The organism is Planococcus sp. MSAK28401, assembly GCF_018283455.1.
GTDB lineage: Bacteria > Bacillota > Bacilli > Bacillales_A > Planococcaceae > Planococcus > Planococcus alpniumensis.
Window position 1 is genome coordinate 2,607,231 of sequence record NZ_JAAMTH010000001.1, and the last position, 21,143, is coordinate 2,628,373.

Annotated in this window: 23 protein-coding genes and 1 riboswitch; of the genes, 9 read left to right on the top strand and 14 right to left on the bottom strand. The window is 41.3% G+C overall.

The genetic code is table 11. The features are described from left to right. Window positions 1-112: 112 nt before the first annotated feature. Entirely contained in the window at window positions 113-331 is a 219-nt protein-coding gene (locus G3255_RS13255; RefSeq protein WP_211654902.1) for a hypothetical protein, read from the bottom strand. A 424-nt stretch (window positions 332-755) separates the two neighbouring features. Here G3255_RS13255 and G3255_RS13260 point away from each other — a divergent pair, with 424 nt between their 5' ends. Genes G3255_RS13260 through G3255_RS13270 form a run of 3 tightly spaced genes read left to right on the top strand, consistent with a single transcriptional unit; the run spans window position 756 to window position 2,382 of the window. Then, on the top strand, window positions 756-1,208 hold the full coding sequence (locus G3255_RS13260) for a MarR family winged helix-turn-helix transcriptional regulator (protein ID WP_211654903.1): 453 nt from the start codon (window positions 756-758) through the stop codon (window positions 1,206-1,208). A gap of 22 nt (window positions 1,209-1,230) precedes the next feature. Beyond that, window positions 1,231-1,743: a spermidine/spermine N(1)-acetyltransferase gene (gene paiA / locus G3255_RS13265; protein ID WP_211654904.1), complete on the top strand. Its 513-nt coding sequence runs from the start codon at window positions 1,231-1,233 to the stop codon at window positions 1,741-1,743. Window positions 1,744-1,767: 24 nt separating this feature from the next. Next, window positions 1,768-2,382 carry an FMN-binding negative transcriptional regulator gene (locus G3255_RS13270; RefSeq protein ID WP_211654905.1) on the top strand — a complete coding sequence of 205 codons (615 nt, stop codon included), beginning with the start codon at window positions 1,768-1,770 and terminating at the stop codon, window positions 2,380-2,382. 66 nt (window positions 2,383-2,448) lie between these two features. Continuing rightward, window positions 2,449-2,544, top strand: a riboswitch (guanidine-I (ykkC/yxkD leader). A gap of 173 nt (window positions 2,545-2,717) precedes the next feature. On the opposite strand, the gene G3255_RS13275 is transcribed toward G3255_RS13270, so the two are convergent. Further along, window positions 2,718-2,861 carry a hypothetical protein gene (locus G3255_RS13275; protein ID WP_211654906.1) on the bottom strand — a complete coding sequence of 48 codons (144 nt, stop codon included), beginning with the start codon at window positions 2,859-2,861 and terminating at the stop codon, window positions 2,718-2,720. Window positions 2,862-3,278: 417 nt separating this feature from the next. Here G3255_RS13275 and G3255_RS13280 point away from each other — a divergent pair, with 417 nt between their 5' ends. From G3255_RS13280 to G3255_RS13290, 3 genes are all read left to right on the top strand, one after another. Continuing rightward, window positions 3,279-3,620, top strand: coding sequence for a DMT family transporter (locus tag G3255_RS13280; RefSeq protein ID WP_211654907.1), 342 nt, complete (start codon window positions 3,279-3,281; stop codon window positions 3,618-3,620). Next, window positions 3,620-3,934 carry a DMT family transporter gene (locus G3255_RS13285; RefSeq protein WP_211654908.1) on the top strand — a complete coding sequence of 105 codons (315 nt, stop codon included), beginning with the start codon at window positions 3,620-3,622 and terminating at the stop codon, window positions 3,932-3,934. Before G3255_RS13280 ends, G3255_RS13285 begins: the two co-directional genes overlap by 1 nt. A gap of 120 nt (window positions 3,935-4,054) precedes the next feature. Then, window positions 4,055-4,951, top strand: coding sequence for a 3-hydroxyacyl-CoA dehydrogenase (locus G3255_RS13290; protein ID WP_211654909.1), 897 nt, complete (start codon window positions 4,055-4,057; stop codon window positions 4,949-4,951). A 241-nt stretch (window positions 4,952-5,192) separates the two neighbouring features. On the opposite strand, the gene G3255_RS13295 is transcribed toward G3255_RS13290, so the two are convergent. The 3 genes from G3255_RS13295 to G3255_RS13305 all read right to left on the bottom strand — a co-directional run bounded on the left by G3255_RS13295 (window position 5,193) and on the right by G3255_RS13305 (window position 8,172). Further along, window positions 5,193-5,531, bottom strand: a complete 339-nt coding sequence (locus G3255_RS13295) for a general stress protein (protein WP_211654910.1) — start codon at window positions 5,529-5,531, stop codon at window positions 5,193-5,195. Window positions 5,532-5,704: 173 nt separating this feature from the next. Then, the gene (locus G3255_RS13300) at window positions 5,705-6,670 is read right to left on the bottom strand and encodes a carbohydrate kinase family protein (protein ID WP_211654911.1); all 966 of its coding nucleotides are present in this window, start codon (window positions 6,668-6,670) and stop codon (window positions 5,705-5,707) included. A gap of 32 nt (window positions 6,671-6,702) precedes the next feature. Further along, window positions 6,703-8,172 carry a glycoside hydrolase family 32 protein gene (locus G3255_RS13305; RefSeq protein WP_211655893.1) on the bottom strand — a complete coding sequence of 490 codons (1,470 nt, stop codon included), beginning with the start codon at window positions 8,170-8,172 and terminating at the stop codon, window positions 6,703-6,705. Window positions 8,173-8,687: 515 nt separating this feature from the next. On the opposite strand from G3255_RS13305, the gene G3255_RS13310 reads away from it, so the two are divergent. Then, window positions 8,688-9,131, top strand: a complete 444-nt coding sequence (locus tag G3255_RS13310; RefSeq protein ID WP_211654912.1) for a hypothetical protein — start codon at window positions 8,688-8,690, stop codon at window positions 9,129-9,131. Between the two features lie 159 nt (window positions 9,132-9,290). On the opposite strand, the gene G3255_RS13315 is transcribed toward G3255_RS13310, so the two are convergent. From G3255_RS13315 to G3255_RS13335, 5 genes are all read right to left on the bottom strand, one after another. Continuing rightward, window positions 9,291-11,777, bottom strand: a complete 2,487-nt coding sequence (locus tag G3255_RS13315; protein ID WP_211654913.1) for an FtsX-like permease family protein — start codon at window positions 11,775-11,777, stop codon at window positions 9,291-9,293. Further along, entirely contained in the window at window positions 11,774-12,532 is a 759-nt protein-coding gene (locus tag G3255_RS13320) for an ABC transporter ATP-binding protein (RefSeq protein WP_211654914.1), read from the bottom strand. The genes G3255_RS13315 and G3255_RS13320 overlap by 4 nt, the downstream gene beginning before the upstream one ends. A gap of 403 nt (window positions 12,533-12,935) precedes the next feature. Continuing rightward, entirely contained in the window at window positions 12,936-13,955 is a 1,020-nt protein-coding gene (locus G3255_RS13325) for a DUF4179 domain-containing protein (RefSeq protein WP_211654915.1), read from the bottom strand. Between the two features lie 20 nt (window positions 13,956-13,975). Beyond that, window positions 13,976-14,530, bottom strand: a complete 555-nt coding sequence (locus tag G3255_RS13330; RefSeq protein WP_211654916.1) for a sigma-70 family RNA polymerase sigma factor — start codon at window positions 14,528-14,530, stop codon at window positions 13,976-13,978. Between the two features lie 275 nt (window positions 14,531-14,805). Then, window positions 14,806-15,258, bottom strand: a complete 453-nt coding sequence (locus G3255_RS13335) for a hypothetical protein (RefSeq protein WP_211654917.1) — start codon at window positions 15,256-15,258, stop codon at window positions 14,806-14,808. Window positions 15,259-15,529: 271 nt separating this feature from the next. On the opposite strand from G3255_RS13335, the gene G3255_RS13340 reads away from it, so the two are divergent. Beyond that, window positions 15,530-15,730: a cold-shock protein gene (locus tag G3255_RS13340; protein WP_058383049.1), complete on the top strand. Its 201-nt coding sequence runs from the start codon at window positions 15,530-15,532 to the stop codon at window positions 15,728-15,730. Between the two features lie 875 nt (window positions 15,731-16,605). On the opposite strand, the gene G3255_RS13345 is transcribed toward G3255_RS13340, so the two are convergent. The 3 genes from G3255_RS13345 to G3255_RS13355 form a co-directional block, all read right to left on the bottom strand. Further along, entirely contained in the window at window positions 16,606-17,529 is a 924-nt protein-coding gene (locus G3255_RS13345) for an alpha/beta hydrolase fold domain-containing protein (protein ID WP_211654918.1), read from the bottom strand. A gap of 89 nt (window positions 17,530-17,618) precedes the next feature. Further along, window positions 17,619-18,062 (bottom strand): hypothetical protein, encoded by a 444-nt coding sequence (locus tag G3255_RS13350; protein WP_211654919.1) that lies wholly within the window; start codon window positions 18,060-18,062, stop codon window positions 17,619-17,621. Window positions 18,063-18,213: 151 nt separating this feature from the next. Next, window positions 18,214-18,489 carry a hypothetical protein gene (locus tag G3255_RS13355; protein ID WP_211654920.1) on the bottom strand — a complete coding sequence of 92 codons (276 nt, stop codon included), beginning with the start codon at window positions 18,487-18,489 and terminating at the stop codon, window positions 18,214-18,216. Window positions 18,490-18,683: 194 nt separating this feature from the next. Here G3255_RS13355 and G3255_RS13360 point away from each other — a divergent pair, with 194 nt between their 5' ends. After that, window positions 18,684-19,160, top strand: coding sequence for a zinc metalloprotease (locus G3255_RS13360; RefSeq protein ID WP_211654921.1), 477 nt, complete (start codon window positions 18,684-18,686; stop codon window positions 19,158-19,160). Window positions 19,161-19,322: 162 nt separating this feature from the next. Here the strand turns inward: G3255_RS13360 and G3255_RS13365 are convergent, their stop codons facing one another. Beyond that, window positions 19,323-20,747, bottom strand: a complete 1,425-nt coding sequence (locus tag G3255_RS13365; protein WP_211654922.1) for a MutS-related protein — start codon at window positions 20,745-20,747, stop codon at window positions 19,323-19,325. Between the last annotated feature and the right edge of the window lie 396 nt (window positions 20,748-21,143).

Below are 21,143 nucleotides of genomic sequence, written 5' to 3' on the forward strand. Positions count from 1 at the left end.
CTAATTCAATCTTTCAGTAAATACAAAAAGCACCACCCACGATAAAAAAGCTGAATCATCAGCGATTTTAGTACTGGTAGTGTCTTTTGGACTTCATATGAACTTCTATTTATCATTCCGGACTTTTAAACGACTTTCGTAAACTGAAGAGTATTAGCAGAATCAGCACAACTGTAAAAACCAGTGCCCAAATGTTTCCTTCACCAAATAAGCTGATGAGCACGACTTCGAAAGATGGCAGACCTAATGCGTAAAGCAACGGCAAAACAAGCAAGGTCGATGCCACACCTGACCCAAACAAAAGAATAGCTGTTTTTCTGTTAACTTCCAAAAAAACACCTCCCACAGAAAGCTTAACATAAAAATGTAAATAAACTAATTATTTTGAATAATTTTATCGGTACACAGTTATCTGCTTCGGCTACAAAACACGATCCAAAGTCTTCCCCGTCATCGGCATGATTGCATTCAAATAAGCACTCTGAAACAGACTGTCAGCACTGTCCCGATGCCGACCGGTGCCCCGAACATGATCGCCAAGACTAGGAATATAAAATAGATGGCGGTTCGGAGAGAAAATAGAGTGGTCTCCGCCAACTCTTTTACGAGAAGCGTTAGGCGGTCCACTGGAATCAGCTCGAAAAAAGAATTATTTCATTTTTCCGCTCCCGCTTCTTGCATTGGCCGCATGGTTCTTGTACACTCGATATAATTCATCATTGTTGCAAATGCAACATAAATTAAGGAGTTCTATTATGACAGAAATCCTGCGTGAAATCGGAATGATTGCCCGTGCCCTTGATTCCATCAGCAATATCGAATTTAAAGAGCTCGAGCTGACGAAAGGGCAATATCTTTACCTCGTCCGCATTTGTGAAAACCCCGGCATCATCCAGGAGCAATTGCTCGATTTGATAAAAGTCGACCGCTCCACTGCGACACGCGCGCTCCAGAAATTAGAGAGCAACGGCTTTATCGAAAAACTGGGTGACCCGGACAATAAGAAAATCAAAAAAATCTATCCGACTGAAAAAGCTCGAAAGGCTTATCCTTTCATCATTCGGGAAAACGAGCATTCCAATGCGGTGGCACTCGATGGCTTTTCGGAACAGGAGGCGTTGGAGGCCGAGCGCTATTTGCGACGCATCCGAGAGAATATCGAAGTCGATTTCGAGTCGATCAAAAAAGGCCGAAAGCGCGATTATTAAAGAGCTAAAGGAGCGAATTTTCATGGCAAGCCTACGTAAATGCACAGCAAGCGACCTTCAAGAACTGCAAGACATCAGTATTCTCACTTATAAGGAAACATTCGATGAACACAATAGCGAAGAAAACATGAACGCCTATCTTGAAGCGGCCTATAACAAGCCGAAGCTCGAGAAAGAACTCGCCACCCCTTCTTCCCATTTCTATTTCGCGATGGTCGAAGATGAAGTGGCGGGCTATTTGAAAATTAACACAGACGAAGCGCAAACCGAGCCGATGGGTGACCAGGCGCTCGAAGTGGAGCGCATCTACATCAAGAAGAAGTTCCAGAAAAACGGTGCCGGTAAAGTGTTGATGAATCAAGCGTTTGAGATGGCGGAAAAACTGGGAAAAGAAAAGATATGGCTCGGCGTATGGGAGCACAACAACAATGCCCGGGCTTTTTACGACAAGAAAGGCTTTGTCGAGACCGGCAGCCATTCGTTTTTCATGGGCGATGACGAGCAGACGGATTTGATTTTGACGAAGACTTTGTAACTTTATTGCATAAGGAGGCCTACCATGTATATCCCGAAATACTATAAAGTGAATGACCCGGAAGAGATTCGCGAGTTTATCGAAGCCCATTCATTCGGTACGATTATTACCGCTGGCAAAGGCCGACCGCTTGCGACGCATTTGCCTTTCCAACTGAAAAAAGAACAAGACGGATATGTGCTGCGCGGGCACTTTGCACGCGGCAATCCGCAATGGCATACAATTGAAGACGCGGGTGAAGTATTGGTGACGTTCCAAGGGCCGCATTCCTACATCACCTCTTCCTGGTACGAGGAAAAAGACATTCCGACATGGAATTACCAAGCAGCGCATGTGTACGGCACGGGCCGTTTGCTGTCGGAAGATGAACTGCGAGAAGATTTGGTGACCTTGCTCGAGAAGCACGAACAACATCGCGACGAGCCGGTTCTGTGGGACACCCTCCCGACCGAGCTGCTCAAAAAAGATATTAAAGGCATCGTCGGGTTCAAGATCCACATCACCGATATCCAAGCTGCATTTAAGCTAAGCCAGAATCAGTCGCCTGAAGACTATCAGCATGTCGTTGATGGCTTGCGCAAAGAGAATGACCCTTTGTCTGAAGAAGTCGCAGACGTCATGGACAAAAGGCGTCCCTAGCCATCTGACCCGTATGACTTGAAGTTCAGGCCCATTTCTTATATAACTAAAGTAATTGAATGACTAAAAAAAGTTTTCTAGGGTTCCGCAGCATAGCTGGGCTGGTCCGAGAGAAAACACACAGCCACCGCTGTGACACGGAGGGACAAAAGCCTGGGAGAAACTGTTTTCACACAGTTCTCCCGGGCTTTTTATTTTGAAACCCGCTGCTTTTGCGAGCGATGTTGAGAACGAATCCACACGAAATAACGCGACAAACTAAAAAGAACCCCTGCAGGCAGAAAGTTCTCGTTAATGGTCCGAGCTTTAGAAAATCCAGCACCCCGAGGTACGGTTCATGAGGGTTTCTCTGACTCGTTCATTCTTTTTTCAAGTTCTTTGACACGTTTGTTGTTGTTAAGTGCAGTGGTAAAGGCAATAATCGCAAAAGTAAAACCAGACATGCCGAAAATAAAGCCCATGAGTCCAAAAACTTCCATGCAATCCCTCCTCTGTTGACCTTAAGCAAGGCTTTTTTCGCTTATCTCTGGACCGATTGCATCGAAATTATAAAGAAACAAGCTTTATTCCACGGAAATGAAGATATTCATTGTACCATTTCCGGTGGTATCTGGCAGATGTCGCTTCGATACCGAAACGGCTTCACTGTCTAAAAATCCAACAATATTAAATAGGAGGAATTCCAATGAATCTTCAATGGGGAAAGCATTGGATAAAATCATGATTTTTTACAGCAAATATGTTGAAAAACTACCTCGAATAACATACTTGGATTCGTGTTACCTTCGTTTTTTTGAATTTTATTAACCTAGATGAAAAAGCGTCCACCTGCAGCGACTTCATTAGTTGATCTACTTTTTAGTTTCTTACTTTATTTAATATTAGGAGGAATTCCAATGAATCTTCAATGGGGAAAAGTATTAATCGCGGCATTATTTGAAGTGGCGTGGGTTGTGGGATTAAAGCATGCGGATTCGCTCGGCGAATGGCTGATCACGATTGTCGCAATCGCCGTCAGCTTCACTTTGCTGATCGATGCCGGAAACAAATTGCCGGTCGGCACGGTGTATGCAGTGTTCGTCGGGCTCGGGACGGCCGGGACGGTCTTGTCCGAAATCGTCTTTTTCAACGAACCTGTCAGTACCGCAAAACTGGTATTGGTCGGGATTTTACTGCTCGGTGTTATCGGCTTGAAACTCGTAACACCGGATTCAGCACCTGAAAGGAGCGAAGCGTAATGGCTTGGATTTCATTGATATTTGCAGGGCTTTTTGAAATGGTCGGTGTCGCGATGATCAACAAATGGCATCACGACCGAAAATGGCAGTCACTCGCGATGCTCCTCGGCGGCTTTATCGCGAGCTTCTTATTCTTGTCCGTTGCGATGGAAAGCTTGCCGATGGGAACGGCGTATGCCATCTGGACCGGCATCGGGGCATCGGGTGGCGCAATCATCGGCATGCTGTTTTACAACGAATCCAAAGACTGGCGGCGCATCCTGTTTATCGCGATGGTGCTCGGTTCAGCGGTCGGTTTGAAGCTTGTTTCTTAATTAATATTGGCGAAATTCCTTCATATCCCCTACTATGGAAATTAGAGATCGTTGGCAGAAACATCCTTTTTTGCCAATACACCAAGACTGGCATCATCTATTCAAAGGGAGTGGGATGGAATGGATTTCAAATATATCACGGTCGCGGGAAGCGGTGTGCTGGGTAGCCAAATCGCTTTCCAGTCTGCGTATCATGGATTCGATGTCGCGGTATACGACATCAACGATGAAGCTTTAACTCGTGCAAAAGAACGTTTCGAAGTGCTTAAAGGACATTTCAAGAAAGACTTGAAAGCGACGGATGAAGAGTTGGATGCGGCGTATAACCGCCTGTCTTTCCATACGGATTTAGGGGAAGCCGTAAAGAATGCCGATTTGCTGATTGAAGCGGTGCCTGAAGTGCTCGATATCAAAAAAGAGTTCTACACGAATTTGGCGAAAGTCGCACCGGCACAAACGGTCTTTGCGACCAATACGTCGACGATGCTGCCGAGTACGTTTGCTGAATACACAGGGCGCCCTGAGAAGTTTTTGGCGCTTCACTTCGCTAACGATATCTGGCGCAGCAATACCGCGGAAATCATGGGCCATGGCGGCACGGATGAGTCGGTCTTCAATGACGTGGTCGAGTTTTCTAAAGCGATTGGCATGGTCGCGTTGCCGCTCCAGAAAGAACAACCTGGCTATATTTTGAATACCTTGCTCGTGCCATTTTTGAACTCGGCGCAGTATTTGGTCGTCAACGGCATCGCCGATCCGCATACCGTCGACAAGACCTGGATGATCGCAACCGGTGCACCGAGAGGGCCGTTCGCAATTTTGGACGTTATCGGCATCAACACGCCGTATCACTTGTCAGTCGCCAAAGCCAATGCCGGCGACGGAGAAGCAGCAAAAGTCGCGGAATACTTGAAAACGGAATTCCTCGACAAAGGCCGCATGGGCATCCAGAACGGCAAAGGCTTCTATGATTACCCGAACCCGCGTTATATGGATAAGGATTTTTTGAAGGAATAAGATAAGAAAACCCGCAACGCCGTGTGCGAATGAGCACGTGGCGATGCGGGTTTTTCGTTTTCTCCTTGTTATTTCCGATAAGAGTTTGATATACATTTGTCATTTGCGCCCTCTTAGCCATTTAATAGAATCGGCCGGGACAAGTTCATCTCTAACGTTGCCCGTCACATTTTTCTTCACAAAGCTTTGTGGAAAGGGTAAAAAGTGTAAAAGCGACACTGAGTCCCGTCGTGTTCAGAGACTATTGGTGATTATGTCGATGCTCTGCATATAGCACAATTCCTTCATTTTCAAGAATGTCATGAAATTGTTCGATTTCCGTTTGGGTTAAATTTAGTTTAGTTAATTCTTCGCGTACCGCGTCTTTCCCGGTAAACATAGACTTGAATTTGTCTGTGATGGTTTCTGTTTCGTGCGTCTGCACTTCTTCTTGGATTTCAATGGCATTAAGAATATCCGCATTTTCTGCTAAAACATGAATATCATTTTTTGTATGCCCGTGAGATTTCAATGCTTCCACCTTTGCCTCAAGTTCCTGTTCAGTATAAGCCACTTCAAACGTATGGTTTGTCGATTTCATACTAATCAGCCTCCGGTGTATTGTCTTACTTGTGTTTACCCGTCTGCCTAAGTAGCTAAAACATGAACCACGTTTAAAGTGCCTCTTGCAAAATGAGACAAGCTAGTTAAAAAAGCCATGCATTGTCAACTCATAGCGTATTTTCCGGACAAAGCCTTCCCTCTGCCAATAGTCTATTCCATTAACTCCAAGACCTCATCTTTCGTCGGAAGCGAAGATATAGCCCCTTTTCCAGTAGTGGCCAGCGCCCCGCTCGCATTCGCAAAAGCCAGCAGTTCCTGGTGATGCTCACTTAAAATGGCTTCCAGATTGGCTGGGCCTGCATCCAGATTCAATAATTGGTACAAGAAAGCGCCAGTGAATGCATCTCCTGCCCCAGTGGTATCTTCGACTTTCACTGAATATCCCGTGGACGAGTATTTTTGATTTTGTACGTACAGATCTGCTCCCTTAGCGCCTTTCGTTAACACCACCGCCAACACCTCCCCTGTGAACAACGAGTTAATGGCTATGGACTCGTCCACTATGCCGGTGATGAACTCCAGTTCGTCGTCAGAAACTTTGACGATATGCGCCTTCGGAATAAATTCCTGAATGGCCTCCCGGCACTGCTTGGGGTTATCCCAAAGCGGCAGGCGCACATTGGGGTCAAAACTGATGATGGCACCGTGCAACTTGGCTGCACCGATCGCTTTCACGTGTGCTTTTTTCATCGGGCTGTCGACTAAATCGACCGAACCGAAATGCAGAACGTCCCCTTGCCCGAACCAGTCGGCATTCACTTCTGAGGGTTTAAGCAGTAAATCGGCGGAAGGATTCCGGTAAAACGAAAAGTCCCGTTCCCCGTCATCGCGCAGCGAAACGAAAGCCAGTCCGGTATTCGCTTCTTTTGTCCGTGGAATCTTATCGGTTTTTACTCCCACCTCGGCAAGCCGTTCCAACAGAAAATCACCAAAGGCATCTTGTCCCACTTTGGTGATCATTGAAGCCGTGCCGCCAAACTTCGCGACCGCAGCTGCCACATTGGCTGGCGCCCCTCCAGGCACTCGCGTAAAAGAATCCACATCTTTCAAGGCGATGCCTTTTTGATGGGGAATAAAATCGATTAGTACTTCGCCAATCGAGAACAAACTTCCCATTCGGCACCTCCCCCTTTTTCAACTTTCATTTCTCAGTAGTCCCACTTCACTGCTTTGAACGCTGCCTGGCCGCCGGTCGCAAAAAACCGAATTTCCTGGCTTCGGATATCCGGGAAAATCCGTGCGGTAAACACTTCTTCCCCGTCGTTCACAAAGATCTCGACGGATGATGAATCGACAAACAGATGGAACTTGTACACATCCCCGTCCATCCGGCATTTGCGTTCGGTTCCATGCTTGCTGCCAATCACTTTGCCCGATAATGCGCGGTCCATGATGACTTTCCCTTGGACTGCATCGAATTTAATCACCGTTTTTTCTTCCTCACTCGCACGGAATTCAATGCCGTATTCCAAGGCGTCCCCTCGTTCAAACTCACAAATTAGCTCATACGTGACTCCAGAGAATCCTTCAATCACTTTGTTTTCATCCAAAAGTTCCCCTTGTGCTTCGGTTTTAGCCTTGCGTAGTGATTGAAGTTCCGGAATCGGCGTTTGAATGATTTTCCCGTCCCGAAGCGATAATTCCCGAAGGATGGTCAAGCAGTTGGCCCATCCATTGATGTCGGTAGGATATTCAATTTCGGGCAGACCCATCCAGGCAACCATAAGCCGCCTGCCGCTCGGATCTTTCATTGTATGCGGTGCGTAAAAATCGAACCCTCTATCCAATTCGATAAAGCCCCCGTGAGTCAATTCCCGGCGTGCTAAATCGATTTTCTCGCCGAGCACATAACCGGCCTGGTAGATGTTTTGATAAAGATCCCCTTCTGGCTCGAGTCCTTGAGGAGAAAAAATCAAGATGCCCCGGTCTTCCATTTCAAAATAATCCGGGCATTCCCACATAAAACCGAAATTATCTAAATTGGTAGCGAGTTCTCCTTCAAACTTCCATTCCAGCAAGTCTGTCGAACTCAGTAAACAAACAGCCCCTGTCTCATCGGCTCGCTGGGCGCCGATGACCGCGTAATACCGGTCTTCCACTTTCCATAATTTCGGATCGCGGAAATGCTCGGTATACCCATCTGGCACTTTATCGAGCACGGATTTTTTCGACTTGATGATATTTCCATCATCGTCCATCTGCGCGATGCACAGGTAAGGATGTCTTACGAGATTCTCATCCCGTGTATTTCCGGTGTACAACAAGTATAATTTTCCGTCATGTTCCACAGCACTACCCGAATATGCCCCGTGGCTGTCAAAATACTCGTCCGGCTTGATCGCGATTCCGACATTCTCCCAGTTGACTAGGTCTGTCGATTTGGTGTGGTACCAATACTTCAAGCCATGAAACGGCCCGAGCGGATGCCATTGATAATATAAATGATATTCCCCGTTGTAAAAACAGAAACCGTTCGGATCGTTGAGAAGCCCAGAAACCGGTTGGATATGGAAGGTTTGCCGCCACGTACAGCTATTGACCCTTAAAATCAAATTATCTATATCTTCTTGGCTGATCTGATCGAGCCGAATGTAACTTTTCCCCCGCGGTAACTCCATTTTTGTCATTTCTCTCATTCTCCTTTTAATAAAAGCAGAATTTTATATTGTACACAGCTAAAAAAATTTCCTTGCAGCAACCCCCTTTCCATAATCGAAATCCTTGGATGGCATCAGTTAATCCACCATTTATGAAAGCGTTTTCTTAAATGGATTGTACTACCTTTAGGATATATTTTCAAAGCCTCACACTTAAAAAGTCTGATATTTCTGCTAATTTATGAAAAGATTGTGTCTGCCGTTTTATAGGGTGCCTTAGTCATCTGTCACGTCAAAATTGCTAATGCATTATCATCCATAAAAATGTAGAAACACTAACGCTAATACACTATCCAGTCGGGAGAAAGATCCTTTTCAATCGCTTCCACTACATCTAAAAACGGATGTAATTCACTTCTGAATCGGTTGTATTCACCATCAATAATATTTGAAGTTATTGTTTACGGAATACTATAACTATTCTTCGATCTAGCTGTTATATTTAATTAATAATGAATGGGAACGGGGAGAAAAAGATGCAGCCAACCACAATCATTGAAATAATCTTTATTCTAGTAGGGACTGGATTGCTGACTTTGGTAGCCTACTTTCTGAAAAAGCCATTAAAAATGCTAGTTTTATCAGCAGCAGGTCTTATTCTAATCAGTTCAATAATTTTTTATTCCGTACATCCTTTTATAGTTGAGAGCCAAACAAATAATGCCATTCAGCAATTAGATGCTCACTTAACTACTACATTTAAAGCCGACTCTTGGGAAATTTCTGATACAGACGACTACGAAATCAAGAAAGTAAAATTTTTGCATGTCATTTTTGATAACGAACCAACAATAGTCTATGAATATCAAATTACTGAATCAACTATAAAACAAGTACGTTTCTGGGGTGCTGAAACTGGAGATGATGCTGAAATTTTATTAGACAAAGGGAGAGCGCCTCAACATATTGAACAACAATAGCATCAAAGCGCCGAATGCAACCTAACTATTTTCATTCCCCTTCACTCTCTATACTCTGCTGAACTAGGCTTTAGGGAGTTTTGATTCTTTGATGTTCGAAATGCCGATAAACGGAAGGATAATCAGTCCAGCTAATTGAATCCAAGTAAGCACCCAATTTTACTTATTGTCACTCAATATTTCCATTCTTATCTTTTTATTTCCTATAGCCCATCCTACAGGCACAAAGATTATCAAACTGACCACCCACATACTCGCGGCTACCCACATCATCAATGAAAAGTCGATCGCCATATTGCCTGAATCAATCAGTGAAACGATAACAGAAAATACCAATCCGCATAGCGCACCGAAGACAAGGCCGATCAAAAGATAGAAAGAAATTTGGGAGACAATGATTTTCACAACCCCCATTGGCCTAACGCCGATTGTCCGGAGTACTGCAAACTCTTTTCGTTTCGACAGAATATTATTCAAGAGGGTGTTCAAGACACCTGCCATAACAGAAACAACAAGTATAATTAGTACCAAAATAAAGATGGCCCATCGCTGCAAGAACATGTCTGAAGCCTCTTCCAGCGAAGTTGCATGTACATTGACTGTGAGTTCTGGATACTTGCTGGCCAAGGTTTCAAGAGAATCGATGGCCTCTGATTCGTCATATGTATTCACGTAGGCTTTATTAAAGTTAGTTGAAGAAGTATTTAACGCCTTCGCTTGCCAATCAAAAAGTACTTCTCCATCATCAATTGCATCTGAAACAGCACTTACTACCATAGTCACCACGTATTCAGCGTGTTGCTTTTCATCCGAGTAGATACCAATTTTTAAGGAGTCACCCACTTGGACTTTGTACTTTTCAGCAAACAGCGGGGAAATGATCGCTGCTGATGCTAGTTCCTCTTTTCCGATTTCCGGTATGACCTTTGCACTCTCTAGCGCCTTTAGATCACCCAGCGTATAGTCAAAAGACATCGACCCGTCTTCAATGAACAACTCTGCCCCGCCAAAAGTGCTGACAGTGGCGACTTGCGCGACTTGGACTTGGTTACGTAGTTCTTCACTAAGTTTAACCGGATTAATTTCAGATTGTTGAATGCGGCTTGTAATAACCAAAGAAGTGGGAAACTGTTCATTGATATAGTCTGTATTGTTCTGCTTAATGGTACTCAGCATTACTGAACCGAAAACAGCGATAATCATGACCACGCTAATTGAAAGAATCACGAAGCTATTCTTTTTGACTTGTGGCTTTAAATTCTGAAGTGCAATTAATACATTGCGGGATGGCAGCTTCCCGGATGCTGGTATCAGCACATTCAATAACATAGTCAGCCACATGGGCAATACTAAGAAAAGACTAGCTAATAGCAAAAAACCACTCAATAAAATCAATATCGCCCTCGCGTTTTCTTCCACAGCAAGAATAACGCCAATCAGCAGCGATACAAGTGATGAAATCCATAGGATCTTGATTGCTGCCTTTCGCATTCCATGATGTTTAAAATCTAGCTCTTCATTTTCCTGGAGAATCCTTAATGGCAAAATTTTTGATGATTTGAGAACTGGGATATAAAGGAACAGTTGAATCAACAGACTAGCTATGGCCAATACGGGAATCGCCACTTCCCAGGCAAATGGCATTTGAGTCAGTGAAACGGAAAACCACTTTCCAAAACTTGGTTGCAGGAATTGATTCGCTGCATAAGCAATCGCCAACCCAAGCAATGCGCCAGCAACTGTAATCATTGTGCTTTGAATGCGGATAATCTTGGACAGTTGCTCAGTTTTCGCGCCAAGCGCTCTCATAATCGCAAACTGGTTTTTATTCTTATAGATAAACAAGTCAAAATTGGAAATGACCATGATAGCCGTAACGATCAAAATGAGCATCGAAAGGATGCCAATAAATAAGGTCAAGGAGTTCAAGTTGTTTTTTGCTGTTTCATCCTCTTCAATAATATCCACGCGCAAGTCCGGCTGGATCTTTTTTACTTCATTGGCCATTGCAATTAAGTCGGTTTCTTCTGCGGTTTTCACCATTAAAGCCGTGGTTTCGTTTTTAAGGACTGGCAGTGCTTCGTCGTGAAATAGCTTTGCTCTCTCTAATGCGAAAACCACCATATCAGGAGCAATCCCTGTTCCTTGAGCGTTCTTCAAAATTTCAGTGATTTCAAATGAATCGTTTTCAATTTCGATTTGATCGCCTACTGAAAGCTTGAGAGACCCTGCCAGATTTTCTGTGATGGCGACTGTGTCTTTCGTTAAATCTACGCTTGTTTTATACCTGCTTTTTGCAATTGGATCGTTTTCGATTCCCAGAGTGTAGACTTTTCCGCCTAGCGGCTCTACATATGTTTGGGTAACCAGCGCTTGCGAAACAGCAACTGTCGAAGGATGGTCTGATATCAGTTGCAATAATTCCTGCTCATCCTCCACGGGATTGTCATCGCTATAAACAAGGGCCATATCCATATCCCCATACATCTTTCGCAGATCATCTTGCAGGGTTTGTTTCGCATTTACGGTAAATAGCGCCATGGTCAGTACAAGAGAGACTGCTATGGCAATGCTCATAACCGAGGTGAAGACCAAAAACTTGTTTTCTCTAAATAAACGGAACGCCAATTGATTGAGTGATTTCATATAGCCGAACCTTTTAAAATACTCTGGGAGATTTCCATGATGTGTTCAAGATCCCGTTCACCGGAACATTCGTACTCATTGATGATGGCGCCGTCGTGGAAAAACAAGACACGATCTGCATAGGTAGCGACTTTGGGGTCATGCGTTACCACAAGTATGCTTTGATTGAGTTCGTCCTTCATAGAAGTCAATACTTCTAAAATTTCTTCGGATGTATTGGCATCTAAATTCCCCGTCAATTCATCTGCCAAAAGTATCGGTGGTTCGCCGATAAGAGCCCGGCCAATAGCAATGCGCTGTTGCTGTCCACCCGATAATTGGACCGGACGATGTGCTTTCCACTTTGTTAACCCCATCCGTTCCACCATACTGGCCGTTTTTCTCTCAATGGATTCTTTAGATTCGTTTTTTAAGAGCAGTGGCAATGAAATATTCTCTTCCACCGTTAAGTCTTTCAACAAGTTATAAGCTTGAAAGATAAATCCGATATTTTCCCGTCGGTAGTCCGTCGCTTTCGGTTCAGAAAAGAAACCTTCCGAATCTACACCATTCAATCGAATTTTACCGCTGGTCGGTTCATCCAATGCGCCAATAACATTGAGTAAGGTGCTTTTTCCAGATCCACTCGTCCCCATAATTGCGACAAATTCCCCAGCATACAAATTGAACGAAACATCTTTTAACGCTTCAACTTCGAACCCTCTGCCACTGTATTTCTTAACTAGATTATTAACTTCCAAAGTTATTTTTCTCATCAAAGTCAGTAGCCTCATTTGCTGTATGCGATTTTTTATAATTCTGTAAGGTCAGGTGTGTTTACGTTAAATATAAAACCCAGTCGAAGAGATGACCATGAAGTTTATTACTATATTTAGAATTCCAACCATATAAATACAATATCACAAAACAAAATATTTTCTGTAAGTATGAAGAAGAATAATGACGTCTTATTTTAATTTTCAATCTACTTCTAACTTAAGGCTTCTTACGAATTTGCACGTAAAACAGTAAAGAAAGAAATTCTAGATTCCGTCCCTTTCCTTTTCTTCACTTCAAATAGGTAAACTAATGTGTTATAAGAAAGAGCAAAGGTAAACAGGTTAAACTTTGCTCATCTTAGATTGTTTAGTGTTCCTCCGCTTTACATGCTATCTAACATCACTTAATCTCTACCTCAAAGGCTTCCGTGTCCAGCACCTCATGATAGTCAGTTTTTTCTTTCCCTTCTTTTCCAGAAATGACGAAAGGCGTTACCTTCAACGTGGAGACATCTTCTGCCAACGCTTCAAATCGGAAATAGGCATCCTTTCCTAAAGTACGCTCTTCTTGTGGTTCATAGACCTTGCCCGTCCCGTCTTCGACTAACATTCGGACATCAAACTCATAGTCCAAGTCATTATTGCTGTATAAATGGTATTTCAAGGTGCTGGAGACAGGTGACAAAACTAATTCTTCCACTAAGATGCGCTGTCCATTTTCCAATGAAAATTGTTGGTTGATGGAGATAGTCTTGCTTACTGCAAGCAACGCTTCGCCTGAGGCCCTGAATTCAAAAGTCCATTCCTCTTTGGCCCACATACTTGGAACTATCCCCTCATAAATAATTTTGATATCCAGTGGTTTGCCCATATCCAGCGCTTGGACATCCATAGAGCTGAATAAGGAATAAGTGGAATCTCCCAATTGCTGCACATCGCCACCACCATTCCCAGAAACCTCTTCCCCATTGATTAATATGGTCGGGAATGGATTGACGTTCTCTAACTTAATGTTTTCGGAAGTCGTCTCAAAAGTGCTATTGATCAATAAACGTCCCTCATCGATGATTACTTCATTTAAGGTGATAGTGCCCTGTTCATTTTCTATTGATTGTCCGAGAATCGTCTTGTAACTTTCCAATGTTTGGCCGTCTTCCATACCCAAATAATGTTCCAATAAAGGACCAAGAATCGGCATTTTCGCCAGTGCAGTGGGCTGCACTCCAATGCCCAATGAAAGTATGATTAACGCTGCGGCTGAAATAGCCCATAATTTTGAACGGATTTTTGTTGTTCGCTGTTGTATCTTCTTTTTTATACGCTTTTTCATTCTCTTTTTTTCGAAGCTAGTCAATTCTGGAATGTCGTATTCCATCGTATCCACGTCAACTTCATTCAGTATTTGATAAACGTCTTTCATTTCAACACCTCAATTCCGCGTTATTGGTTTCCGAAAATTCGTTTCAACCCTTTTAATTTTCTTCTCCCTCGGGATAACCTGTTATGGATTACCGATTTTTTCACGCTTAGTTCGTTTGCAAGACTAGTGGTATCTTTTCCGTCGATATAATAATCAATAAATAGCTGTCGATCTTCTGGTGTCAGCTGTTCTAATAGTGCTTCTGTTTCCAAACTCAATTCCGTTTTCATAACCAGCTGCCTCTCATCCACTTGGTTTGTCTCCAATTCGTAATCTCCAGGCTGCTGTTTTTCAGCCAACTTTATGTACCTTCTCTTATAATCAATCGCTTTATACTTGGAAATAGCAGCTAACCAATTCTTCAAAGAGTTGGTTTTTTCATTAAAAGAATCAATATGATCCCAAACGGCTAATAGAATGTCATCTATACATTCATCATGAACATGGCTGAATCGATACAAATGATGTGTGACGATGCTTTTAATTAATCCACCGTATTGATCAATCACAAATTGTAAAGCATCTTCATTTTTTCGTTTTAGTTCCTGCACAAGGTTTTCATGTGTGATTTTCATTCAATCTAATAACTCCTTCCAAAGGCCTTACCTATTAATTCGTTTGCCAAATCTAAAAACTATCCAAACGAAAGTGAAATATCGAATTGTAATGAATTATTTTTGTCCATACGAAAACCCTACTTCATGATAGAAGTAGAGTTCTAAGGTCTTTTTGGCGCCTATTCTTGCAAGCTTTCGTTTTCTAAAAAGTAATTCTGTAAGACCTTCTTTATTTCGCCCCGCAATTTTTTAAGTTATGTAGACTCTTATTATATCTATAATCAGCAGTACTATTATTGTAAAATCGGATTTGCCGAAAACTCGATGATTGGGAATTCCTTATTTTCCAACCCTTCATAATAATTCATGACAGCTTTTTCTTCCCTCGTTAACTCTGTCGTTGAATTTTTTATATTTTGAATAGCTGTATGATCCCGTAGATACATTCCATACCAGTCTTCCTGATCTGCATCTTCCAATTCAACGGACACTGCCCTGTATTCCTCTTGCAGCAAAGCAAAAGAATCTGCAATTGATTTCTTTGCTGCTTCTTCCCCTGAACCTTCTGTCATCAGTTTGACTGCAATTAAGCTCTTATTAGCGCCTTCAACTCTTTCCGTTTCAGTAAAGGAAGGGAGGCCATTTTCGTCCACTCCCATCTCATCATTGACTGAACTATTACAGGCGGAAAGGAACAACACAGCTATAAATGAAACAACGGTTAGGCTCTTCTTTTGAATGAACATCTATTCCCCTCCATTTCCTCTGTCTATGGCGTCTATCCCGCACAAAACCGCCCTTTTGAAGGTCGATTTCGCTGACAAGGCAAGTATCACTATCATTCCTAAAAAATAACAACAAATGCTATTGCTATCTTTTTTATCACATATCTGTTACTTTTAAGAAGAGTTATTTTTGTTCGGTTTCAGATTGAGAATAAATTTTGTTTTTCGTCTAAGGTATTTGAGCAAGGATAGTAACAAATTGTGTGGAGATCCACACCAGGAGGCAACAACTATGGAACAAGGTACAGTTAAGTGGTTTAATGCAGAAAAAGGTTTTGGTTTTATCGAGCGTGAAGCAGGAGATGACGTATTCGTACATTTCTCAGCTATCCAAAGCGACGGTTTCAAATCTTTAGACGAAGGTCAAACTGTAACATTTGATATCGAAGAAGGACAACGTGGCCTACAAGCTACAAACGTTACAAAAGCTTAATAATAGCTAAAAAAGAGATCCTATATTGTATAGGGTCTCTTTTTTTGTTTAACTTCAGGATTAGCTACTTTCACGAACAGATGAAATATAAACTAGTTTTTAAAACCTATTTTGTTTATCCTGCTTAGAAACTAGCAAAGCGAATCAATTCAAATGCTGCTTCGTCGAGAGCGTAAAATACTTAATCCCATCATAGCTATTACCACAACAAAAAGTATGAGACCGATAAAAGTATTCACAGAGATTTGAAAAAACAATCCCAAAATAAGATTTGTTAGCATCACAACGAACAGGGACCAAAATACTTGCCCATCTCTTTTCGTATAAAACGTTATAGCTCCACTCGCCAGAGACAGCGCGAGAATCCCCCATATAATTGGATGCCAGATATAAATCCCCCACTTCTTATTAGTGATATGCAGAATCGCTTAACACTCTTTTCTTTAACAATCTCTCCAGATATTTAAGTTAAGAGAGAACCAAAAATTAATACCAAGGCAATAACTACTGTGTTAATTACAGTAATCACGAAAGCACACATAGAAATAAGATTGCGCTTAATTTTGTTGAGAATAAAAAGTATCGAAAAAATCAAAGTAATGGCTGCTCCAAATAAAATGAGATAGATCAGCAAACCGGCTATATCTTCTGAAGATGCAATTGCAATAGGGTCTAGGAATATCATTAGCAAAGAAACGAGTATGCTTACCATAAGGTAGATCGTGTTCACCGTATTTTTTATCTCAATTCCCCCTCGAATTTTAGAGTTTCGTCATTATCTGAATTATACATCTTTTCCAATTAAAAACATATGATTTTCCACACTTTTAAGAGAGCCTAGACATGACCGATTTTAGAAGCGGCAATATATGTTGTTAATTGCGAATTATACTGATTATTTTCTGTTGGGCATCTTCAGCTTCCGGAACCGGCATCACCACAAACACATGATTCATCTTAGGATATACATAGGTTTGGATTTCAATTCCTTGCTCTGTTAATTTTTCGTCCAACTTCATTGCATCCGGATAGATGAGTTCATGTGTACCGATAAATTGAGTAATCTTGCCAAGTCCAGATAAATCCCCATAAATCGGACTAATCAAGGGATCCTTTAAGCTTTTATCATCAGACCAAATATTAGTGATCACGTCCATTCCCCCGACCGATAACATTGGATCCTTTTTTTCGTATTGGGGGATAAGAGGATTATCGAGGGTTAGATCGACGGCTGGGGACAGCAAAATGATATCCTTCGGTTGAGGCAAATCATCTATCTTTAACAGCTGTGCCAGCCCAAGCGCGATATTCCCACCGGCTGAATCCCCCATGATAATTAATTGCCTGGCACTCTCAACCGTCCGAAGCATCTCTTTGTACATGCTCAACAGTTTCGGATATGTATGCTTGTAATTAAAATGAGGCACTTTAGGATAAATAGGCGCGATAATCTTTGCATCCAATGACTGTGCCATCATATCCATGAGCTTCCAGTGGAAAGATAAAGGCTGGTTCGTCCACGCGCCCCCGTGCAAATACAATATCGCCTTTTGTTTCGGGGAATTCTGGTCGTTTAAGGTGAACACCTGTATGTCTTCATACATCTCTTCTTTCAATGAATTGGAAAAGCTCATATTTTCAATCACATACGGTTTGATATTTTCAGTTCCTCTTTGCTGAACGAACTTTGTCGTGTTGGCGACACTGGAAAACCCTTTCTTTGTGCCTCGCAAAACTAAGTATTTCTCGAGGATCCGACTTCTTACAGACCGTTTTCCCTCATAAGTTTGAATACCCATTTACTAGCTCCTCTCTAATGACTTACCGACTCACTAGTATTCTCTTCATTTTCTAGTTCCCGAATCTATAAATATTCAAGCTTGGCTAATTATTCTACCTCTATCAAAAAAGCATAATTTCCATCTCCTCGATTCCAGTCAGCTATTACATGATATACATATATGCCACTTTCATCAGGCGCTTTAATTCTTTCGTTATTTATTTCAATAATTTTTGAATTGTTTTCACCAAACCATTGCTCTAATCTCAGATTTTTAGGTTGATAAGCTATCGGAAATTCAATTTCAATTTCCACATTTTTAGATACGATAGATGGGGTATGTGATTCTGTCATGTCGATTGGAGAAGTATGAATGGTATCTACACAGTGAGCAAGTAAAATAGCATCCCAGCAATATGATCCTTGTGTTGTAGGAATTTCTCTCTCTCCTATTGAAATTTTTGGAGTCGGCGGTTCTAAACGAAATGGTTTAAATATAACTATTGCTGTGATTAGAATTCCAACAATTATAAACACCGACCTTTTTTTCATATATCTCGTCCCCCTTTTGTACAATAATAGACGTTTATATTTTTACAAAGTAGCAGTATTCACTTTATCTTGAAAATTTCACCATCGACAAAAGGACTTCCAAGCAGTTGGAAGTCCTTAATGCTCTTTTTAATACTTTCATCGATAATACTTACATTTCTCCACTAAATATAAAAATTAGGAAAAAAACATACAAAATGCCCAATGAAATAGATAGTAATGAAATATATTTAATGATCCCTTTTTCTTTTTTAATGAAAGCAATTAATCCAAGTATTACACCTGTGATATAAATAGCGAAACCAATAGGTATGGCAATCATCGACCACTTCCCAAAAGTTATATTGAGAGGTGGAAAAATCATATATGCTATAAAGATTCCTATGATCACTAAAAATAGTGAATACTTGCTGTATTTTCCATTCATTTTTATGTCCTCATTCCGTCGGCAAAATAACGAATATGCTTATTCTACGAATCTAAAAAGTCTTATCTTATTGTTCCATGGATACTTTCAAACATTTGTGAAAGTACCCTACCGATAAGTCGGCATATATAAACTAGCATTTTTTTGAAACTATAAACGATTTATGCCGTAAGTAATTCCAGAGGTGAATTAGAATGCTTTCATTTTTACTTATATTTTTATTAGGAATACCTTTATCTGTATTATTACATGAAATTGGCCATGCTTTAGGAGTAATCCTATTCACAAAACAGGAAGCACATGTATATCTCGGACCAGCAAACGATAAAAATAATGAGAACTTTCGAATTGGAAGAATCCATTTTCATATTATATGGGCTAATTCTGGGTTTTGTTTTGTGAAAAATGAAAGTGATTTTTCACGGTTCAGTAATATAATGTATTCTGCAGGCGGCCCTATTGTTTCTTTATTATTAGCTGGCATCTCTCATTTAGTTACAACTAGTCTAACGAATTTTAGTATTACCAATTTTTTCACAGGCGTTTTTTATGCCAACCTTTCTATGTTTATTTTTACGATTCTCCCAATAACTTATCCAAATTGGTTAAAACCTTATGCTGGGCGTTATTCTGATGGTTACCATATTTTAAAAGCGATAAAGGCTAAATGAAGCTGAATACTTATTCATAGAAGTACTAGTCGTATACAGGAAAAAGAAAGAGAAGTTGCTAAGAATAACTTCTCTTTCTTTTTGTTTAGCTGACAAAAGATGTTATATATAAACTGATTTTCCAAGATCCACTTAAAGTTAATGAAGGAGATTCAAAACCGGCTAGACTGCATTCAACTCTTTCCATTCACGAATGTCTGTGAAATGTTCAGCCAGTTGGTTCGCTTGGTCTGTTACACTTTCCGGATAATCCAGAATTTCCAATAGTTTAATGGCGTTCCTTGTTTCGGAAGGGCCTTCATGAATTTTATAATCGAACAGCACTTCACCGTTCTCGATCGACTCCCGGAAATGGTAATTGGTATACACATTCCCCGCAATTTCCGTCAATTCAATATCGTGCGAAGCAATAATGTTCATGCCTTTATTGACCGACAGCCACTCCATGATAGCTGCTGATGCGGAAATCCTCTCAATCGTATTGGTCCCTTTTAGAATCTCATCAACGAAAGAAATAACAGGTTTCTTTGCCTTGCACAACTGGATAATTCGTTTCAGTGACTTTATTTCTGCAATAAAATAACTGTCTCCATCCAGTACGTTGTCTTGGATTGCCATCGAAGTCACGATATAACTCGGTTTCATCATCCAATTTTTAGCCAATACCGTATGGATCGTTTGGGCTAAAATTGCATTGATGGCGACCGCTTTGATATAAGTCGATTTTCCGGAAGCATTAGATCCAGTAATCAATACAGTCTTGCCCAATGTAGAGGAATTCGTTACTGGCTTATCTAAAAGTGGGTGGGCCATGTCTTTAAATGACAACTCTTCTTCGTCGACAAACTGAGGCAAGGTATAAAATGAAAGTGATTTTCGATAAAAAGCGATCGCAATCGCAGCATCCAATTCGCCAATCGATTCCCATAATTGCTGATAGGCTTTCTGATGCGTGACGATTGCTTTCACGATTTGATTGTAGGAAATAAAGTCGAGTAAAAAAACAATCCGGAAGTATTCAAAGAAAACATCAAAATCGTCACCGGTATTTGTTCCAATGGATAAGACCTTGCCAAAGAAAGAAACTTTTTTCAGACCTTTCCCTTCTTTTTTTAAAATATCGCCAAACACCGAAAATCGTGGATGACGAATGGAAGTCAAACTCCTGCCTGTATTCACAATGGCAGCTACGTATGTAATAGAATGCAAATCATTTTCCAGCATCTTTTTATTGCGGTAATAGATCACAGCGTTTATAACTAGCGAGCTTGCCAAACTGGCGATTCCTACCTTTAAACTAAAGAACATCAACAGCAATGAGAAAATGGGCAAACATGCAAGAAGCATATACATGTATGCGAACTTGATTTTATGGTCGCTGAAATTGTAAAAGTAGGAGGAAGTGTCCGCATAATTGCGTTTTCCAAGACTGGATAAAATAAGAAGGACTTTTTCTCTCAATCCGTCTTCCTTCGCCATCATGGTATAAAGTTCTTCTTTGGACTGAAGGCCATCAAGCTTCGGATCAATGTCCCGTAATTGGTTGAATAAATATTCTGAGCCCACACTGGTTTGGGTGTAATTCATCTTATTAAACACCTGATCCATCCCTAAGTCGTCCCAGGTGATTTGATCGACCCCTGCAGAAAATTCTGAACGCTCTTTATTGTTTCTCCAATAGGATGACACGGATTGAACATCTTCTTTTATCGCAATATATGTTTCAGTTTCCCACTCTTGCCGGATTTTCTTAAGTTTCCGCCGATTTCGCGTTAAAAGTTGATAAGTAATGAGACAGACGACAAATAACCCCATTAATATAAAAGGACTTTCCATTTCAGCACCTCTTCCTCCTAATTTATACGGCTTTTCTTCCAGAAAGTTTCAATGAAAGAGGTAGAAATTTCCACCCTGCAAGCTTTTGTTATGCAAGAGTAGAAACCTTTCATAAAGATATATTTACAAGAATGCAAAAAAGAAGGT

Excerpts from the sequence above, each read along its gene's own strand:
- G3255_RS13345 (WP_211654918.1), bottom strand. The coding sequence starts at position 17,529 with ATGGGTATTCAAACTTATGAGGGAAAACGGTCTGTAAGAAGTCGGATC.
- G3255_RS13300 (WP_211654911.1), bottom strand. The coding sequence starts at position 6,670 with ATGGGAAGTTTGTTCTCGATTGGCGAAGTACTAATCGATTTTATTCCC.
- G3255_RS13330 (WP_211654916.1), bottom strand. The coding sequence starts at position 14,530 with ATGAAAATCACACATGAAAACCTTGTGCAGGAACTAAAACGAAAAAAT.
- G3255_RS13260 (WP_211654903.1), top strand. The coding sequence starts at position 756 with ATGACAGAAATCCTGCGTGAAATCGGAATGATTGCCCGTGCCCTTGAT.
- G3255_RS13355 (WP_211654920.1), bottom strand. The coding sequence starts at position 18,489 with ATGAATGGAAAATACAGCAAGTATTCACTATTTTTAGTGATCATAGGA.
- G3255_RS13360 (WP_211654921.1), top strand. The coding sequence starts at position 18,684 with ATGCTTTCATTTTTACTTATATTTTTATTAGGAATACCTTTATCTGTA.
- G3255_RS13365 (WP_211654922.1), bottom strand. The coding sequence starts at position 20,747 with ATGAATTACACCCAAACCAGTGTGGGCTCAGAATATTTATTCAACCAA.
- G3255_RS13310 (WP_211654912.1), top strand. The coding sequence starts at position 8,688 with ATGCAGCCAACCACAATCATTGAAATAATCTTTATTCTAGTAGGGACT.
- G3255_RS13340 (WP_058383049.1), top strand. The coding sequence starts at position 15,530 with ATGGAACAAGGTACAGTTAAGTGGTTTAATGCAGAAAAAGGTTTTGGT.
- paiA (WP_211654904.1), top strand. The coding sequence starts at position 1,231 with ATGGCAAGCCTACGTAAATGCACAGCAAGCGACCTTCAAGAACTGCAA.
- G3255_RS13335 (WP_211654917.1), bottom strand. The coding sequence starts at position 15,258 with ATGTTCATTCAAAAGAAGAGCCTAACCGTTGTTTCATTTATAGCTGTG.
- G3255_RS13305 (WP_211655893.1), bottom strand. The coding sequence starts at position 8,172 with ATGGAGTTACCGCGGGGGAAAAGTTACATTCGGCTCGATCAGATCAGC.
- G3255_RS13275 (WP_211654906.1), bottom strand. The coding sequence starts at position 2,861 with ATGGAAGTTTTTGGACTCATGGGCTTTATTTTCGGCATGTCTGGTTTT.
- G3255_RS13295 (WP_211654910.1), bottom strand. The coding sequence starts at position 5,531 with ATGAAATCGACAAACCATACGTTTGAAGTGGCTTATACTGAACAGGAA.
- G3255_RS13320 (WP_211654914.1), bottom strand. The coding sequence starts at position 12,532 with ATGAGAAAAATAACTTTGGAAGTTAATAATCTAGTTAAGAAATACAGT.
- G3255_RS13350 (WP_211654919.1), bottom strand. The coding sequence starts at position 18,062 with ATGAAAAAAAGGTCGGTGTTTATAATTGTTGGAATTCTAATCACAGCA.
- G3255_RS13280 (WP_211654907.1), top strand. The coding sequence starts at position 3,279 with ATGAATCTTCAATGGGGAAAAGTATTAATCGCGGCATTATTTGAAGTG.
- G3255_RS13285 (WP_211654908.1), top strand. The coding sequence starts at position 3,620 with ATGGCTTGGATTTCATTGATATTTGCAGGGCTTTTTGAAATGGTCGGT.
- G3255_RS13290 (WP_211654909.1), top strand. The coding sequence starts at position 4,055 with ATGGATTTCAAATATATCACGGTCGCGGGAAGCGGTGTGCTGGGTAGC.
- G3255_RS13315 (WP_211654913.1), bottom strand. The coding sequence starts at position 11,777 with ATGAAATCACTCAATCAATTGGCGTTCCGTTTATTTAGAGAAAACAAG.
- G3255_RS13270 (WP_211654905.1), top strand. The coding sequence starts at position 1,768 with ATGTATATCCCGAAATACTATAAAGTGAATGACCCGGAAGAGATTCGC.
- G3255_RS13325 (WP_211654915.1), bottom strand. The coding sequence starts at position 13,955 with ATGAAAGACGTTTATCAAATACTGAATGAAGTTGACGTGGATACGATG.